Annotated in this window: 16 protein-coding genes; all 16 read right to left on the bottom strand. The window is 38.5% G+C overall.

Annotation, left to right across the window (positions count from 1 at the left end; all coding sequences use genetic code 11):
• Window positions 1–58: 58 nt before the first annotated feature.
• Window positions 59–1,642, bottom strand: coding sequence for a restriction endonuclease subunit S (locus DW005_RS10490; protein WP_117479273.1), 1,584 nt, complete (start codon window positions 1,640–1,642; stop codon window positions 59–61).
• On the bottom strand, window positions 1,642–3,072 hold the full coding sequence (locus DW005_RS10485) for an N-6 DNA methylase (RefSeq protein ID WP_022376181.1): 1,431 nt from the start codon (window positions 3,070–3,072) through the stop codon (window positions 1,642–1,644). Before DW005_RS10485 ends, DW005_RS10490 begins: the two co-directional genes overlap by 1 nt.
• A complete protein-coding gene (hsdR, locus tag DW005_RS10480; protein ID WP_022376182.1) occupies window positions 3,069–6,338 on the bottom strand; it encodes a type I restriction-modification system endonuclease in 3,270 nt (1,089 codons plus the stop codon). The genes DW005_RS10485 and hsdR overlap by 4 nt, the downstream gene beginning before the upstream one ends.
• A 114-nt stretch (window positions 6,339–6,452) precedes the next feature.
• Complete coding sequence (locus DW005_RS10475; protein ID WP_022376183.1) at window positions 6,453–6,653, bottom strand: helix-turn-helix transcriptional regulator; 201 nt, start codon at window positions 6,651–6,653, stop codon at window positions 6,453–6,455.
• A 583-nt stretch (window positions 6,654–7,236) separates the two neighbouring features.
• Window positions 7,237–8,013 (bottom strand): SDR family oxidoreductase, encoded by a 777-nt coding sequence (locus tag DW005_RS10470; RefSeq protein ID WP_117479274.1) that lies wholly within the window; start codon window positions 8,011–8,013, stop codon window positions 7,237–7,239.
• 19 nt (window positions 8,014–8,032) lie between these two features.
• Window positions 8,033–9,643, bottom strand: coding sequence for a hypothetical protein (locus DW005_RS10465; RefSeq protein WP_147324436.1), 1,611 nt, complete (start codon window positions 9,641–9,643; stop codon window positions 8,033–8,035).
• On the bottom strand, window positions 9,640–10,347 hold the full coding sequence (locus tag DW005_RS10460; RefSeq protein WP_117479271.1) for an ABC transporter ATP-binding protein: 708 nt from the start codon (window positions 10,345–10,347) through the stop codon (window positions 9,640–9,642). The genes DW005_RS10465 and DW005_RS10460 overlap by 4 nt, the downstream gene beginning before the upstream one ends.
• 19 nt (window positions 10,348–10,366) lie before the next feature.
• Window positions 10,367–11,104, bottom strand: coding sequence for a response regulator (locus DW005_RS10455; protein WP_117479270.1), 738 nt, complete (start codon window positions 11,102–11,104; stop codon window positions 10,367–10,369).
• Window positions 11,101–12,402, bottom strand: a complete 1,302-nt coding sequence (locus DW005_RS10450) for a histidine kinase (RefSeq protein ID WP_117479269.1) — start codon at window positions 12,400–12,402, stop codon at window positions 11,101–11,103. The genes DW005_RS10455 and DW005_RS10450 overlap by 4 nt, the downstream gene beginning before the upstream one ends.
• A gap of 199 nt (window positions 12,403–12,601) precedes the next feature.
• Window positions 12,602–13,354, bottom strand: coding sequence for a M15 family metallopeptidase (locus tag DW005_RS10445; protein ID WP_117479268.1), 753 nt, complete (start codon window positions 13,352–13,354; stop codon window positions 12,602–12,604).
• 81 nt (window positions 13,355–13,435) lie between these two features.
• Window positions 13,436–14,293, bottom strand: a complete 858-nt coding sequence (locus DW005_RS10440) for a hypothetical protein (RefSeq protein WP_117479267.1) — start codon at window positions 14,291–14,293, stop codon at window positions 13,436–13,438.
• A complete protein-coding gene (locus DW005_RS10435; RefSeq protein ID WP_117479266.1) occupies window positions 14,290–15,711 on the bottom strand; it encodes a HAMP domain-containing sensor histidine kinase in 1,422 nt (473 codons plus the stop codon). Before DW005_RS10435 ends, DW005_RS10440 begins: the two co-directional genes overlap by 4 nt.
• Before the next feature lies 1 nt (window position 15,712).
• Entirely contained in the window at window positions 15,713–16,366 is a 654-nt protein-coding gene (locus tag DW005_RS10430; protein ID WP_117479265.1) for a response regulator transcription factor, read from the bottom strand.
• A gap of 43 nt (window positions 16,367–16,409) precedes the next feature.
• Window positions 16,410–17,315 (bottom strand): nucleoside hydrolase, encoded by a 906-nt coding sequence (locus tag DW005_RS10425; RefSeq protein ID WP_117479264.1) that lies wholly within the window; start codon window positions 17,313–17,315, stop codon window positions 16,410–16,412.
• A gap of 15 nt (window positions 17,316–17,330) precedes the next feature.
• Window positions 17,331–17,660: a cupin domain-containing protein gene (locus DW005_RS10420; RefSeq protein ID WP_117479263.1), complete on the bottom strand. Its 330-nt coding sequence runs from the start codon at window positions 17,658–17,660 to the stop codon at window positions 17,331–17,333.
• A 201-nt stretch (window positions 17,661–17,861) separates the two neighbouring features.
• A complete protein-coding gene (locus DW005_RS10415) occupies window positions 17,862–18,485 on the bottom strand; it encodes a DUF6088 family protein (RefSeq protein ID WP_117479262.1) in 624 nt (207 codons plus the stop codon).
• Window positions 18,486–18,517: the final 32 nt, after the last annotated feature.

Raw genomic sequence — 18,517 nt, 5'->3', positions numbered from 1 at the left:
CTTTAATACGAGAAAAATCCACGACATTTGTCGTGGACTTTGTCTACAGTCTGGAGCCTCAGTTGAGGCTTTTTTCTATTAATGAAATAACTTCTTGCAACTGTGTTACCTTCTCAACAATCTTGGACTGTTCATTTAATGGCGGTATAGGAATTATTGTTTCGGCCATTTCGGAACCAGAAATTTCTTTGAAAGTTGTTCCGGTCGCACGTTGAATTATATTGTCAGTTCTGGCCTTAAGACTGTAATATAAATAGGGACTTATAGAAAAGTCGTAAGGGACAACAGACTTAAATCCTTGATTGGTGCAAACAGGATTTGTTGCGATTGCAGTATAACCTATCGGTGCACGGCTTGAATATAAAATCGAATTTGCAGGAAGCATTTGAGCAGATGATGATTTCAAGCCGAAATCAGTGATGGTTCTTGAACCGGTAGAAATATACATACTATCATAACCACTGAGATCAGCAGGGGTCAACCAAGGAATATTTCCATCCCAATATTTACCAATATTGGTTTTGGGCGTTCCACCGCCGACGATTCCACCAATGTGTTTGAGCCTTGCAAAAGTCCACAACTCAGGCAGGTCAAAGGGAATTTCAGCATCAATACAACGAATCTTATCACCTATCTTCTCATAATAAGAGTTATCCTCACCTTTGAAGATGACAGATTCTTTCTTATCACGCTTGATTTTACCTGCTTTGATAAGTTCTTCTTTCTCTGATTGTATACGATCTAGAAGAACTGAAGCCGGTTCATCATTAGGGTCTTGTGGTACAAGTTTGCCACGGATGGCAAGGTCGAGTATTTTTGATTTTGTGATAGAAATCAATTTTGAAATATCTTCTTGTTCATTTTTAACTATCTCAATCATATTGAACATATTTTTACAAGAAGCTGCAATACGTTGTTGTTCTTCTATAGGCGGAACGGGAAGAAACAGTCCTTTTAAAATAGCAGCTTTTATACCTGCAACTGTACTTCCTGTTTTATTAGCATTTAACTGGTTTTGAAAAAAATCAGATAAAAGGAAATATAAAAAGTTCGTATTATTTAGTTTCTGATTTCCGTAATGCTGAAATGTTATAAGGCGTTGCCCCGCACTAAATTTATCTAAATCAGCAATAGCAGCATTCCCCAATGGAGCTTCTGTTGTAAATAGAATATCTCCATAACATGAAATTCCTCTTTGTTGTCTGTCTGCATATTCGTCTTCACTTATATAGTCATCAACCGTATAATCAATATACCCAGATTTTACATTTTTTGCTGTTATAAGTGGTACACCAGAGGAAATTTTTGTTGGCGTCGATCCTCGGTAATCTATGAAATTAAATATCTGATTTAAACGTGCCCAACTCCATCCTTCCGGCACTTCAAAAGGTATCTCATCTTCAATACATTTTACACTACCATCTTGAAACTTCTCATAATGTAAATTATCCTCACCAACAAATATGATTGTATCATTCTTAATATCCTTAGGTTTTAACTTACCCTCCTTGACCATCTGTTGTTTTTCAGCTCTGATACGCTCCAGCAATACGGATGCTGGTTCATCGTTTGGATCCTGTGGAACTAATTTACCGCGAATAGCAAGGTCAAGAATTTTTTGTCGTAATGCTTTTGTATCCATTATTCTTCCACCTCTCCTATAAGTGCTTCCAATTCCGCAACCGCCTTAGATATGTTGGATGACTTTTCTTTTATTTGTTCTAACAATTCTGCAAGAGTGTAATCATCTGTCCCCGAATCACTCTTCATCCATGTAATATCAAGACTTGTTTTATCCCTTGCCAAAATTTCATCATATGTGAATTTTCTCCATCTTCCATTCGGATTTTCTTCACTGTATGTTTCTTTACGTGCTGACAAATCACCATCCGCATAGCAAGCAACAAAGTCATCAAAATCTTTTTTTTTCAAAGGATTTGTCTTTCCAAATGATGGCATGTCATTTCTGAGGTCATATATCCAAACTTCTTTAGTATTCGCCTTGTCCGTTTTACCTCTCGTAAAGAATAATACATTTGTCTTTACTCCCTGAGCATAGAAAATACCGGTAGGCAATCTAAGGATTGTATGCAGATTGCATTTTTCCATAAGGTCTTTACGAATTTTTTCGCCATCTCCATCTGCAAATAAAACATTATCCGGCAATACAACTGCTGCTCTTGCTTTGCCATCTGTATTCAAACTTCTGTAAATATGCTGCAGGAAATTTAGCTGCTTATTACTGGTTGGAAAGGTAAAGTCGTCTCTTGTAGCACGCTCTCCACCCTTCTTGGTCCCAAAAGGCGGGTTCGTTAATACTACATCATATCCTTTCATTTCTTTTCCAGCATTGGATAAAGTATCTGCCAGCTTTATTTCACCTTCAATATCATGTAGCATTGCATTCATCAATGCAAGTCTATGTGTATCATGCACAAGCTCACAGCCGGTAAACGCCTCTTCTCTTTCGAATTTTGCAGTATCCGCATCTAATTGGAATAAATCATCTGTATTCTCTCTCACATACTGGCTTGCAGAAATCATGAATCCAAACGTTCCACAGGCCGGGTCATTACAGCGTTCTCCCGGCTGTGGTTTCATCAATCTTGTCATCACATCAATAAGGACTCTAGGTGTAAAATACTGACCTGCTCCGGATTTCTTTTCGTTCGCATTTTTCTCCAATAATCCTTCATATAGATTACCAAGTCCTTCTTCGCGAGCAGAAAACCAATCAAGACCATCAATCGTTGTAATGATTTTTTCGAGGTTCTTCGGCTCCTCGATATTAGTCGCAGAGCCTTGGTAAATTTCTCTTACTCGTCCTGTACAATTCTCGCCCAAATGATTGAGCAATTCTTTATAAAATTTCTTTAATTCAACTCCGCTTTTTGACTTCAATACATCCCAACGATAATCTTCTGGTATCTGCTTCTCTGCACCGGTTTCTTTCGCCATCTTTAAGAATAGAATATATGTAAGCTCTGTTACATACTGATGATATGTAATGCCATCATCTCTTAACACATTACAGAGATTCCAAAGTTTTGATACGATTTCTTGTGTTGTCATGCAGTTCTTCCTCCATCATCGTATAGATACTCATTGAGTTCTAAAACGACACTTTCTAATTTGTCACTAAATATTTTATTTATCTTCGCAAATCCACCCTGAGATTTGAAACGACTGTCCTCATCAAATACTGTAATATTCAGTACTGATTCATTCAGCAAATAATCTTCCATTCTCTTAATCCAGTTTTGTTCCTGCATAGTAAAAGAATGTGCTTTTCGCAATCGATCCACAGCCTTTCTAATTCTTGCCTCATGGCCGATAAGCACTGAACCTATAGCATATCTGCGAATCAAGCTTATAATATCTGCTGCCATTTCCTCATTTGTCAATTGTGATATTGCCGTATTTAATTGCTGTGTTGTATATCCCTCTCTATCCAACGTAAGCATCAGGGACTTCAAGCTATCCCTGGTAAGTTCACGCGGATTTGTACAGATAATTTTTAATGCTGCAATCTCATTGATATTATTTTGAATATAGCTTGAGAATGCATCTATGTAATCTTCTGGGCGGACATCTTTATTTCCGTAACCCCTTCTCTCTTCAATAAAAGTATCTTGTTTATCAGAAATAACAACAGGTCTGCCACCATTTGGCTTACTTTCCTGAAGCATACGAAATAAATCGTAATATGCCAACAATCTCTTTTTAGCATCTTCCGGACTGCGTTTTTGAATATCAACTACAAACTGTGTCGGGTCCATTCCTCCTGACATATCAATGAAATGCTCCATCGTTTTTGCATCAATATTTTTCTTTTTACGCTGTAGCTTTGCGATTACCTGATTAATCTGATTCTTTACGTGTGCTTCATCATTCAATTCCTCTAAACCATCTAATAACTGTGTAAATGATGTGCTTGGATTTGCTACTACTGGTTTCATTGTATTGACATCCTCTAAAGCATCGTAAACACCAACAGGGTCATAAATATCAAAATGTGTCTTGTGAATCTCTTTGCACAAACGTGTAGCACGTCCCAACATCTGCTCAAACAAAATACGGGATTTAACACGGCGCATAAACACTAACGTTGAAATCGAAGGTACATCAATACCTGTTGTCAACAAATCAACCGTGACAACAATGGATGGATAATCTTCATTTTTGAAACGCTTTATTGCCTCTTGTATTTTCTTTTTATTTCCGTTGGCTACACTGCCAGTAATCTTCATAATTGCATCATTATCAACACCATATTCTGTGTAAATATCCTTGAGTATTGATACAATCATATCTGCATGGTCATCATTAACAGCATAAATCAATGTTTTCCCCTGTTCCCTCGGGGATTCTGGATCTATATTTTTTGCTATTTCTTCCAAAACCGTTCTATTAAAGGATTCTACTATAACCTGCTTATTAAATGAATCTACATCAAAATCCAGTTCATCCTCTATCAACTCACTATTTTCGATTTCTCCGGTGATTGGGTCATATATTGTAACCGCATCACCCTTTTTATAATGAATACCTTCTGTATTTAATTTAGTCTTTAACTCATGAGGTGCATCATGATCTACCAAATATCCCTCAATAACAGCCTCACGATAGGTATATTTAAAAACCGGTTCTCCAAAGATTTCTGTAGTCTGTAATGCCGGTGTTGCTGTAAGTGCAATTTTCACAGCATTAAAATATTCTATAACTGACCTATACTTACTCTGATATTCTCTTTGGTCTCTATAAAGAGCCTCATCTTCTCCCATTTCTTTGTCTAGGATGTATCCGCGGTGTGCTTCATCTATTATGAGCAAATCATAATCTGAAACAGCAGGCATGGTTTCACCATCATTGTACATAATTCGCTTAACCATTCCCTGAACAGTCGAAATGTGGATACGAGTCTCCTTATCAATTGTTTTGTCTTCTAAACCTTTAATATTATAAATATCATCAAGCGTGAGGAGATCTTCCATTTTTACTTCTTCGAAAACATCCTGAGCCTGTTCTCCTAATGCTGTACGGTCTACCAAAAATAAGATGCGACGAAATCTCTCTGTCTTAAGGAATCGGTAAATCATACCTAATACAGTTCTTGTTTTACCTGTACCGGTAGCCATTGCTAATAATGCGGTTTGCTTTCCGCTAATAACAGCCTCTTCTGCCGCCCTAATTGCATTCAGCTGATAAGGTCTCAAATTCAGTCCGTCTTTATCTGTCAAAAGGTCATATGACATTTCCTTCAGATTCTTATTCTTACCTTCTATATCCGCAGCAAGCAATTCTTCCATTCCATCGGGACTCATCCAGCCCCGTAATGCCATCGGCGAATTATCCGGTTTCCTTAAATCCAAAAACCAGATACCGGATTTTGTCTTATACTGCTCAAGGTAAGGTCTTCCATTTGTTGCAAAGGTAAATGGAACTTTAAATTCTCCCCATGTATCTATAACGTATTTCTCATCTTCTTTTCGAATACATCTTGGATAGTCTTTTCCTTGATAATCAATAACAGAAGGGATATCCTTATGAATAGCTTTTGCTTCGATAATACCAACTAATTTCTCTCCTACAAAAAGTGCATAATCTGCATATCCTCTATTTCCCACTTTAGAATTCGTAGGATATTCAGCGATTGCGAGATTTCTACCTTTTGTAGGACGAGTTCCCTTGGAGTAGCGCAGATTTTCGGTATCTGCATCCCATCCTACCATTCGTAATTGTTCATCAATCAAGAAACGAGTTTCCGCTTCTGTTTTTGGTCTTTGATTGGCTGCTTTATAAGCTTGCTTCTTACGCTCTGTCTGTTCAATAATCGGAGCCGCTGCTGCCATTTGTTCTGCTAACTTTGTGAGTTCTGATTCCTTTTTCTCTTCAGCCTCTTTATCAACTGTACCTAATACTGTATTTTCTTCCGGCATGACAAAATCTTTATGAGAATAATTCCAATCTCCATAGGTCTGCATAAACCATTCACAGAGACTGTGTGCCATCGGCAAAAATGTTTTGTCATCTGCTATCGAAGCATAATTTTCATGTACTGCTTTATTTCTTACCTTTCTAAGACCATGCAAAATAGCAACTAAATCACTTGTAAGTAACCCTTCTCTACTTAATTTGTCTATACGTGCAACTGCTGTGTTATCATGTGGAAATGCAATTCTATCATATGTAAACATTAAATTTACAATAGTTTCTCCAATCATACCCAACTTCATTAAACATGAATTTGAATCAGAGTAACAATATTTCTCAGCCATTTCTCCAAAATTTGAAAGAACCGGAAAATCTTTCTTCAAAAAATCAAAATTTGAAACCATCGCTACCTCCTTCACACATCTTTAAACTTCTCATAATTTTGTATTATCGGAAGTTCAAGTAAACAAAAATTCCACTACCCCATATAAAATCTTCTCACAAACCCTGTCCCATTATCAGGACTCTATCTCTACAATATCATCCAGCTTACACCCTAGCGCCACACAAATCTTTGCCAATACTCCCACTCGGACATCTTCATTCTTGCCCAATTTTGCCATAGCATTTGTGCTTATCTTTGCCTCTTTTATAAGCTCCGTTTTCATCATTCCACGTTCATTTAATATGTTCCACAACTTATCGTAATTAACTGTCATCGTTATCCTCCAGGAATACCTAACACGAAATGTCTAACTATATCTCAGTATACCACCATTTCTATTCTTTCACAATTAGAAATTGAACATTTCAATTTGCAATCTTCAATTTATCAGGATGAAAAAACACCGGTCAGATTTCTCTGACCGGTGTCATTTCACTTCGTGTTTAATTAAACTCCGCCATAGCTTCCACATATCCCTGCAATCCGCCTGGCTTCAATGCAAAGCTCATATAACTTGCTGGCTCTCCTCCGCCAGTGCCCTATTCTCATTATCCGGCACCTTTGAATTCTCACAAACGCCCTGTTTATCAGCATTTCGGCACTGTGTCAAGTGTTCGTTGGTACTTTTTTGTTTTCCGTAATTCCGTAGGAAACAACTTTTTTTACTTAATTTTGCTCAAAAGGTTGCATTACCTCCCCCACCCTCAAAAAAAAACATTTCAAACGACCAATTTCTATAACTCAGTTATCGGTAACCTTTTGGGAAGAGGCCGTAACTTATCAAAAAAAAAGAGTTGCGTTTGTCTAGCGAAAGCGCTCACAAAACGCAACCCTTTTTTTTGGCCTCCCCCAAAAACCTACCGGCTCCGCTTCTTCTTCTGCTGCCGTGCGGTCATGCGGATAACCAGGCTCTGCGGCAGAACTCTACTGATAAATGCGAGCACTTTCATTTTATTTTTCGGAACAATTACGATTTTTCGTTTTTCCATTTTACGAATTGCATAAGCAGCGCAGTATGTCGGTGTGATAGACGGTATTGCAAATTCTACATTTGCCACTTTATTAAATTCGGTGTCAACCGGTCCCGGACAGAGTGCACCCACATACACATTACTTTTCTTTTCCTTTAATTCAAGTGCCACGGCACGCGTCAGACTTGTGACATACGATTTTGTCGCATAATAAGTCGCCATATAGGGACCGGCCGGGAAGAGTCCTGCAGAAGATGCAACATTAAGAATCGAACCCTCTCCCTGTTTTTCCATCTGGCAGAGCATCTGCTTCATAAGAAAATGCATCGCACGAATATTGACGTGAATCATTTCCATTTCTTTACTTAAATCCGTCTCTAAAAAACTGCCGCAGTCGCCAAAACCTGCATTATTAATAAATACCTTTACCGGTAATTTTTCTACTTCTTCCATTATCTTGCGGCATTCCTTTTTCTTCGCAAGGTCAGCCGTCAGAACAAGGCATTTGCGTCCCTTTTTCGTCCATTCCTCTGCGAGTTCCTGCAATCGCTCTTTCCGTCTCGCCACCAGAATCAAATCATAACCTTTTTTTGCGAACTGCGCAGCAAACGCTTTTCCTATCCCGGAACTTGCTCCCGTTATCATAACAAATCCATTGCTCATAATGCTTCCCTTTCTGACTTTACGCTGATAAATTGGCAAAAATAATTGTTCCCTTCTTTTTCAACCATATACAAAGTACCACACTTGCTATCGCAAATGCAACCAAAATCACCGCAAAATACAAAGAAACTCCCATTGGATACGCCGTCGTATAATAAAGCACCGACAGCACTATGGAAACAACCCATCCACCAAACATCGAAATCACAACACTAAGACTCTGCTTAATCGGCGCCAGCTCATTTGTCCAGGATAGATTTGGCATCTGCAATCCAAGAAACAATCCAAACAATGTAAGGAAGATTGCAAACACAATCGGCACTATCAAACCAAGAATAGTTTCTATCCCATGACTTGGCAGTACAATTGCAAAACAGATTTCGCACACAATAAGCGGCACGATGGTAAGCAAGAGCTGCACGCTAAGTTTGGCACGAAGCACCTGCCACAAATCCATCGGCAATGACTGTGCAATCCAAATATTTTTTCCTTCCAGCGATACCGACGGAACAACCATGTCATTCATCGACGCTAATAAACTAAGTGCAGTCACAACAAGGACAATTAGCATGCCCTCTCTTTCGCTTCCGAAAATCATATTCATGAAATCCAAAATGTCATTTCCCTTAAAAAACATGACAACACCAACAATTGGAAGTGCAATCACACCAAGCCCGCAATTGAGCATATAATTCGGACTCGATAAAAACCGCCCAAACTCCTTCTGCAAAATTGCCATAAAAGGCGTTTTTCTCTTTTCTTTTTTCTCTTTGTAAACAACCTTTTTCACACTGCCGCTCGAAGTCGCAATCTTAATAAAACTCCGCGACAAAACAACAAATGTCAGTGCACATAACACGGCAATGACAGCCGTGTAGAGAAGCATTGCTAAAAGGTCGCCCTCTCCGATTTTTCCAAACAGATAAAACGGATATGCACTCCCCTTTACTTTTTCTCCGTAAACAGCCGCATTCATAAGAAGATTTTGAATCAAATCCTGCGCTTTAAAATAAACAAAATAATACAGGGCAAAAAAACATAGTGACAAAATCACGGTAATAAAACTTTTATTCTTTAACTTCAAGCTTATCTTTGCCACGCACCAGCCAAGCACACAGGATAAAATTAATACCAAAAGAGAAATTAACAAAATCAACAGCACCGGACCAACAACGGTTAAAGGTGTTGCCTCAACTTCAATCCAATAAACAATAACTGCCGGCAGCATCACAATTGCCGAATACATGAGTCCCATTAAGTACACACTGACAAGCCTTATTGTCAGAATACTCCGGATAGGAATTGGCATGGACAACAATAAATCATTATCCTTTGACAAATACAAACCGGAATAGGTATTAAACACACTTCCGAATGTGCCAAGTGCAATTGCAATCATTCCCATAATAAGAAAATACAGCCATTTCATATTTACCATGGCAAATGGTTTGCATAAAGAATCTGCCAAATAAGCAAACATTCCTCCCACAATACCAACCATAAGAATAATGAAAAAACCAAAGAACAAAACGGTAGAAAAAACCGATCGTTTTTTGTTCTTTTTGGCATCATAAAAATAGGCACGGAAAATTTCTGTCATCTGTTTTTTCAAAAGTATACGAAACATCATTCTCCCTCCAATTCCAAAAATACCTCTTCTAAGCTGTCGTCACCCTTTACTTCCTGCATGGTACCGGATTGAATCAATTGTCCATTACGGATAATCGCCACTTTGTCACACAATTTTTCTGCCACTTCCAGTACGTGTGTGGAGAAAAAGATAGCACCTCCCTCATCACATATCTCACGCATCATCTGTTTTAAAATGTGTGCTGCTTTCGGGTCAAGTCCGACAAACGGCTCATCCATTATAATTAACTTTGGCTCATGAATCCACGCAGATATAATCGCAAGTTTTTGCTTCATACCATGTGAGTAGGAAGCAATCGGCTGCGCAAGATTTTCTGTCATCTCAAACAAATCAGCATATTTGCGGATTCTCTCCTGCCGTTTTTCTTCTGTCACGCCAAAAATATCCGCAATAAAATTTAAGAATTTGATTCCTGTCATAAATTCATACAAATCCGGATTATCCGGAATATAAGCAATTTTTTGTTTGCAGGCAAGCGGATTTTTGCGGATGGATTCTCCTTTAATGAAAACTTCGCCTTTATCAAATTGAAGAATCCCGACAACCGCTTTCAGTGTTGTCGTTTTTCCCGCTCCATTGTGACCGATAAAACCATAAATTTCACCCGGCGCAATATGAAGGGAAAGATTATCTACTGCCCTTTTTTCACCATACGTTTTTGTCAAATTCTCTATTCTTAACATTTTCTTTCACTCCTTATAATTATTGGGAAAGGAAGTCACGCCGGTACTGCGATGGTGTAATTCCCTCTGATTTCTTAAATACTTTCGTAAACACGCGGTAATCACCATAACCGGACTGCTCTGAAACTTCCGCGATCGAAAGCGAGGATGAAAGCAGCAGTTTTTTTGCGTGCTCCATCCGAATGTTTGTAAGGTATGTCAGAAAATTTACCCCTATTTCGTTTTTAAATAACTGACTGATGTACTGCGAATTTAAATGAAATTCTTCCGAAAGAATATGCAAACTAACGTCTTCCGAAAGATGTTCCTGCATATATTTTGTAATTCCGGTTATGACACGTTCTTTTTTCACAACCGGTTTTTCCTTTACTTCGTTATTATAGAGACTAATTTTCAACCGGTCAATACAAGAGCCAAATTCCTCGTAATTGACCGGCTTCAAAATATAGTCCGTAATCTGCAGCCGCAGAGCCTCCCTGCAATATGAAAAATCATCGTAACCGGAAACAATCACAAAAGCCATGGACGGATATTTCACCCGGCTTAACTGAATCACTTTCAGGCCGTTAATAATCGGAATATTAATATCCATAATCACAATATCAGGCTGCTCCTCATCAATTTTTGTAATTGCTTCCATTCCATCCGCTGCCTCGCCGACAACGACACACTCATGGGCTTCCCAGTCAAACAACTTTTTAAACCCTTCCCGAATCATTATCTCGTCATCGACCAGCAGCACTCGCAGTTTTTTCATTTTGCGTCCTCCTCATGCGGCAGCAGTAATCGTGCCGTCACTCCGCCGGTTTCATTTTCCATATAACTGAGTCCATACTTTGGACCACACAGCAATTTGATTCTTTTTTGCACATTTAAAATACCAATGCTGTTTCCCTCTAGTTTTGCCTGCTTCTTGTCGTAGTGAAGAAGCATCTCATCAATGATATCTTTCCTGCCATCCGTAAATCCACTTCCGCTGTCGCGAATCAGGATTTCGATTGCATTCCCCTCTTTTTTTGCCGTAATGACAACCTCCCCCCGGTACCCTTTGTTTTTCAAGCCGTGCAGCAAACTATTTTCAACAAGTGGCTGTAAAATAAAATTCGGAACAAGACTTCCTCCCAAATCCGGGTCTATATCGTATTCACAATGAAGATTCGGATATCGGTAACACATCAAATCCATATAAGCTTCTAACAATTCCAGCTCATCATCCAGTGCTACCATCTGTCTGTCCACTTTTACGCTGATGCGGAAAAAATCGACCAGCCGCATCAACAAATCCGCCACTTTTTTATCCCCGTTAAGCTGCGCCTGAATTCGTATTGTGTCGAGTGTGTTATAAAGAAAATGTGGATTTACCTGACTTTTCAAATACAGCATCGACATTTTCTGCTCCGTCAATTCAGCCCTGAGAATATCCGGATTTTCCAAAGTCAGATAAAAGGACAACGTCATCAATGTAATTCCCATTCCACTGATTAGCCACGTTGGGTATGCCCCCTGCAAGCCGCACACCAAAAATTCAACCCAAAGTGCTACTCCAATCGCAAACTTTTTCTTCACATGAATCTGTTTCCAGTTCCAGATTAAAATTCCTGCACACAGTGCCAGATAAATCGCGACTCCGCCATAACTGGCAATCACATAAGCACCTGCCGAATAGTTTCCATTTGGCGTTTGTATGTATGCAATCGGAAAAACAAGTGCAATGATTTCCAACACAATCAAAAAGATTTTCGCCGGCCAGTCAAAAATCATTTTTTTCTTGGTCTCTTCCTCCACAACAGCAGCAATGTACCGGTAAAACAAGTACAAGACACCTGCCATCGTTCCGACAAACACCCGGTGAAATGCATCGTTTACTGCGATTGACACCTGCTCCAAATGATTTACCGTATAAATCGTTACCGCATCAAAAACAAGATGAACGATTACAACCAGCAGCAAAACAGAAAATGTCCGGTGTAATTTCGTATGTTTTCTCTCTGCCGAATAATACATATACGCAATAAATCCTAAAATGATAATAAGCGCAATTTCCATTCGAAGCATTCTTTCACCCCCCGACACAATAATTATAATCTGCCATGAAAAAAAGTAATAGGTGGATATTTTATGTAAATGTGTCTATTTTATAGATTTGGTTGTTTTTATCATATCATAAATTGTTGGTGGGATAAAATGTTTGTTAGTATTTTTTTGGTTTCTATTAAATTACTGCAATCCCAAAAAACTGGCAACAAATATTTAACTACTGCTCCCGGACATACTCTTCCAGCGTAATGCCCCGCCGCGTAATTTCTTTTGCGACTTTTTTTCCTACATAACGAAAATGCCACGGCTCATACGAATAGCCGGTTACTGTTTCACGCCCTTTTGGATAACGAAGCACAAATCCATAATCTTTACAGTGCTTTTGTAACCATTTGTTCTCCGGCGTATTCTCCTGTGCGCTGTTTAATAATTGAAAATTCTTTGCCGTGATATCCACACACAGTCCTGTTTGATGTTCACTAAATCCGGGTGGCGCAACCGTGCGGAGTGCATCCTTTTTTGCCGCTTTCGAGCTCATTCCCAGCCGCTCATTTTTTTGAATTTCCTCTTGTAAAAGCTTGCTTTGTTTTGCATGACTGCGGTAAGCACTGGAAACAACAATTGAGTAACCCGGATTTTCCCTTTCACAATCAAACCACATAGCCCTAAGTGAGGCATACATTTTTTCTGCGACAAATTTTCCATTTTTCAGACGAACCAAAGGCAGATAAAAATCTTCCGGCATTTTGTTGTCTTTGTTTACTAACACCAAAAGTGAATCCCCTTTTTTCTGCTTTACTGCTTTTACAGATTCTACCTTCTGCTCCACTTGCCCCATCCCCATCCTATTTTGGTTTTCCGTCTTATCTCCTTTTGCATCAATCATCAAATACATACCAACTAAAATGCTGTCAAAGAAAAGCACAAAAACCAGAATTAAAATTAAGTATCGTCTGCTTCTTTTACTCACAAAAAGACCTCCTTTCAGACTACGATACAATCATAAAATGAACTTGTATCTTTTTGCCCAAAAGAAGGTATCTTTTTTGTATCATTTCATCGTGCTTGAAACCGCATAACCATTGGAATATAAAGAACCCGACATATCGAAATCATCCTCCGATGCGATTCCACCCAAACTAATCTTTATATTACTGTATTTGCCGGCAGTCGGATTTTCCCATATTACGGTTCTCACAGGAACAACACTATTGTTCTTATTGGAAAAAACGGCAATATTTTGAACTAATATTAACCTGGCAATCATATCATGGCTGTAACTTTCTTTTTCCCATTTTGCACCATAATATTCTTCTAATTTCCTTTTAATTCTTTTTATAAATTTCGCCGCCCCTGCTTTCTCCGATACATGATTTCTAGTTAAAAATTTTAATGGTTCTCCTCCCTCAGCACTAAAATATAGAATCTTTTCAAGTGCCAAATCAAACCCAATCCAATAATCGGAATTTTTATATGAAAAAGATAAAATCCAAATTGGAAATCCATTGGTTCCGTACTCCTGCTGAATCGAATAATACGATGCCTGTTTGAAACTTTTTTCAAGATTTTTGGATAACCTTGAAAAATCCATAATTTTTAACTCCGTAAATTTTTTCAATTGTGTATTCAGCTTTTCAAAAAATTTGCCATCGTATTCCAAAAGCTGCTTTTTATTTTTCGTTTTAAACAAATAGAGCTGATTTGGCGATGCCGACAAAATATCCATTTTTTCGGCATACGATAATTGCATTCCTATATTCTTTTTCGATGTTGAATCTTTCGTAATCACAGCCTGCCCTAAATCCTTTTTTTCCTGCATTTGATTCACGATATTTGGCACCCACTGTACACCGGCAAAAACTAAAACGACCACCACAATCATCAAAAAAATTCTGATTCCTTTTTTCATTCTTCGCCCTCCAAAGAAAACCAAATCGTAATTTTTGTTCCCTCATTTTCTTTGCTTTCAATTTTCCATTCTGCATGATGCAAACGGACAATTTCAGCACAAAGCGTCATACCAAGTCCTGCGCCCCCCTCTTTGCGGGAGCGAGATTTGTCAACCATATAAAAAGGCTCCAAAATATTTTTAATCTCGCTTTCCGGAATTCCTTTTCCTTCATCTCTTACCATAATGGCATAGCGGTTTTCTTCACATTTACCAGTCAGCCGGATATGCCCGCCGGCCTGCGATGCCTTTGCAGCATTATCCACCAAGTTTACTAAAAGGGAAATAAATAAATCTTTTTCCAGCAAAAGCACTGCCTCATCAAATGATGCCTCCAAAATAACTTCCTTTTTTTGAAGTCCCTGTGCTGTAATCTGTTTGACCTCTTCAATCGCCTCTCCTACATTTACCGGCAAAAAAGAAATTTCACCTTTTTGCAAAACAAACAATTCCAGCAATTTATACGAGAGTGATTCTAACCGTTTTCCCTGTGAAAAAATATAGTTTGCCGCCGTCAGTTCTTCCTCTTTTGAAAGAGACATCGAGCGGAGCAATTCCGCATAACCAATAATCGACGTCAGTGGTGTTTTCAATTCGTGGGCAAATGCAGCGGTAAACGCTTCCTGGCTCTTTACGTGTTCCTCCAACTGCTCCATTTTTTCCTGAAGTTCATCTGCCATCTGGTTAAAGTCAATGGCAAGCTTTGCAATTTCATCCGTTCCCCGGATTTTAGCACGTTCTTCCATCTGCCCTCTGGCAAACGCCCGCGCCGTCACGGACAGCGCTCGAACCCGATAGGTTAATAGATACGAAATCACAAACGACAAAACCGCGCAGCATATCAAAACAATCAAAACGATGTAATGATACATCTTTGTCATGTCATCCCGCTTTTGAAAAATTTCCTGCAAATTCGTTTGCGTCTCAATATAATATCCATTCATATCCGCTGTCACAAATAAATAACTGACTGTCCGCAGATAATAATTTTCACCTTTTTGACAGACCTGATAAATTTTGTGGGACTTATCAACATTTTCTAACAAAGAAACGTCTTCTGTTTTTTTCGTCGAAGAAAAAATCGTTTTCTTCTTTTTATTGTACACAAAAAAATCAGTGCCTTTTTCCAAGAGACTTTCCTGCAGTGAACTTATGATTTCTTTCATAGAATGATTTTGTTTTGTAAAATAATCTGCCGGCACGGCACTCACCGCATTTTGCAAAGCAGTTCGATACAGCTCATTCCGGCTCATCCCCATCTCAATTTCCCGCTGCAAAGAGGTTTTGAAAGAAGCAGAAATCATCCATGTTCCGCTGACCGCAAACGTAAGGGAAATAAGTATAAAAAAACTAATAAACATTTTCCAGTAAAATTTCACGTTACACCTCCAGCCGATATCCAACTTTGTAAACCGATTTAATTCGATTTCCCCAGTTCATTTTCTTCCGCAGCCTCTGCACATGTAAATCTACGGTACGGCTGTCACCCATATAATCATTTTCCCATATATTTTCATAAATTGTTTCACGATACAAAGCAATATTTTTATTGCGCACAAAAAACAAAAGCAGTTCAAACTCTTTGAGCGTAAGCATAATCTGCTTTCCATTCTGCGTAACTGTCCGCGAAGAAACATCAATTACCGTATCAAAAATCTCAATCGTGCCACCCACTTTGTGGTAACGCCGCAAAACCGTTTCCACACGCGCCAAAAGCTCAATCATTTCAAATGGTTTTGTAATGTAATCATCAGCACCTGCGCGAAGCCCTTTCACACGGTCATTCAATTCGCCCATCGCCGTAATAAAAATAACGGGCGTTTCTTTTGTTTTTATGTATTCCAGCAATTCATATCCATTAATTTCCGGAAGCATGATATCAAGAAGAATCAAATCATAATTATTATTCTCGATACAATCTGCCGCTTCCAATCCGTCCATCGCCTGTTCACAGTGATATCCCGCCTTCGTAAGGCTCATTTTAATCAAGTCAGAAATTGCCTCTTCATCTTCCACAATCAGTATCTTTGTCATTTACATCCTCCTTACCACCTGCTATCATACATCTTTTTTGTATCTATTTTGTATCGGAACCCTTTCCATATAAAACTTCCAGTTTCGCAATAAAATCTTCCAGAATAAACCGCGAATCCACCGATGTATACACCCGAATTTTCGGTCTTCCTTTTTCAAATTTATTGGTCGTGTCATCAAGTATAATCGGCGCCTCGGTTTCATGATAAAATCCACAATCCGGATCAAGCACCACACCAACCGCCGGCGAATCACCTAATGTCCAGCTCTCCCCTGCTGTCCATCCCGCATGTTCCGAATGATTATATGTTTCCATATTTTCAAATAAATGTCTTCCAATTTCTCCGCATGGCGCAATCCGTCTCTCAATCTCAGCAAGACTAATTCTCATTTTTCCATACACATCATTTGGAATCTGCCAAAAATTCACACCACTGTTTAACACATAGTTAATCGCCTCAACATCATTTCCCGCATTGAACTCACGCACTTCAGGCGTGCTGTACGCATGCCCCTGTCCACCAATCCACACAATCGTCATGTGTTTTGCAATTTCCTTCTTTTTCATCATCGCACTCGCCACATTGGTAATCGCCCCAATGCATAGCACAAACAATGGTTTTTCATCCACCCTCATTGCTTCTTCAATCAAAAAGTCAGCCGCAGGTGAAACTTCCTCGCCCTGTTTTTTCTCAGAAATTTTTGTTTCCTCTCCCATAAAAACGGGAACTTCTTTTTTCATTGCACGCAAAACCGTCAAAATTTCTTCGTAACTCTGTCGCGTACTTCCCTCTCGATTAAACTGCTCAGCAAAAATTGCCCTCACGTCAAACTTCTGGCACATCAACGCGTGGGCAATTGCAAATGGGTCATCTGCCTCACAGGCAGCATCCGTGTCAATAATGACACGGACTTTTTTATCTTCTGATACCTTGTACTGAAACGGCATGGTAAATCTCCTTAATTAAAAAACTACAACTAACAACATTTTAAACTGCTCTTTTCCAAATACAGCATGAGGGTGTTTTGCCGGCATAACAATAGACTCCCCTTCATGAAGTTCATAATCAACACCATCAATTGTGATTTTGCCAACGCCATCAAGACAAGTAACAAAGGCATCACCGCCTGATTCATGTGTACTGATTTCCTCGCCCTTATCAAATGCAAATAAAGTTACACTCAAATGCTCATTCTGTGCTAATGTCTTTGATACTACTTGTCCTGGCTGGTAAGCTACTTCATCCTTTAAAACCAAAACCTTCGACATATCCATATTTTTTATTCCTGTCATTTTTATTTCCTCCTGTATATTTGTGATATTAGTATACCATTTAATATAGTATAATTATAGGAAAATATACGTTGTTATGACAACGAAGGGGGAGTTTATTTATCAAGTGACTTCCTTTATCATCTTTGCCAATTTTCTCATTTGTTTTATCGTATCTTCATATGCAACATAATCGTCTGAAAAATAATAATTTCTTTATCTTCATGCAGATACATATTTCACCCCTGTTTCATAAATTGCTTTATAGATTTTCAACGGATAATATGCCAATAACTTATCCACCTGCTCTCTTGTAATTCTGTGTTCATTAGCATAGTTTGTCAAAATCTTTCCACATTTTTTCATATCTTCCTCTGCTGATTTATCAATATCCTTCAAACAATCAAGTAATTGAAGAACATATGCATTTTCCTCCGTAATTGTAACCGCAGGTCTTCGAATCAAATATTTTTGATTTTTAATGCTAACTTCTCTAACCTGTGCAGGTGCGTAATTACTAGTAATCTCCTCCTTAATTGGTACTTGAGTTGATAACCCAAGCCGGTTTGCAAGAGTGTAGCCTGAATAAAAACCAACTCTCTTTCCCCTACGATAAACATATTTATGAAGCGCAACTGTCTCAGCAGAAATAGTAGATTTTTCACCAAAAATATTAATCCTAGGAATATAGTAAATTCCTGAATCAAATCGGTCAATTATCCCTTCATCTGTCATTTTTTTTAAATGATACCTTATATTTTCCTCTGTCATTCCTTTAATAACAATATCCATGAGAAAAATTGGTTCGCCTTTTTCATAATTGTTAACTAAATAATCATATAACATATTGTCACCCACTTTCAAGAAGTAAATACATT

Source organism: Clostridium sp. AF36-4 (assembly GCF_003435975.1).
Lineage (GTDB): Bacteria > Bacillota > Clostridia > Lachnospirales > Lachnospiraceae > Eubacterium_F.
This window is presented reverse-complemented; position numbering and strand designations above follow the sequence as displayed.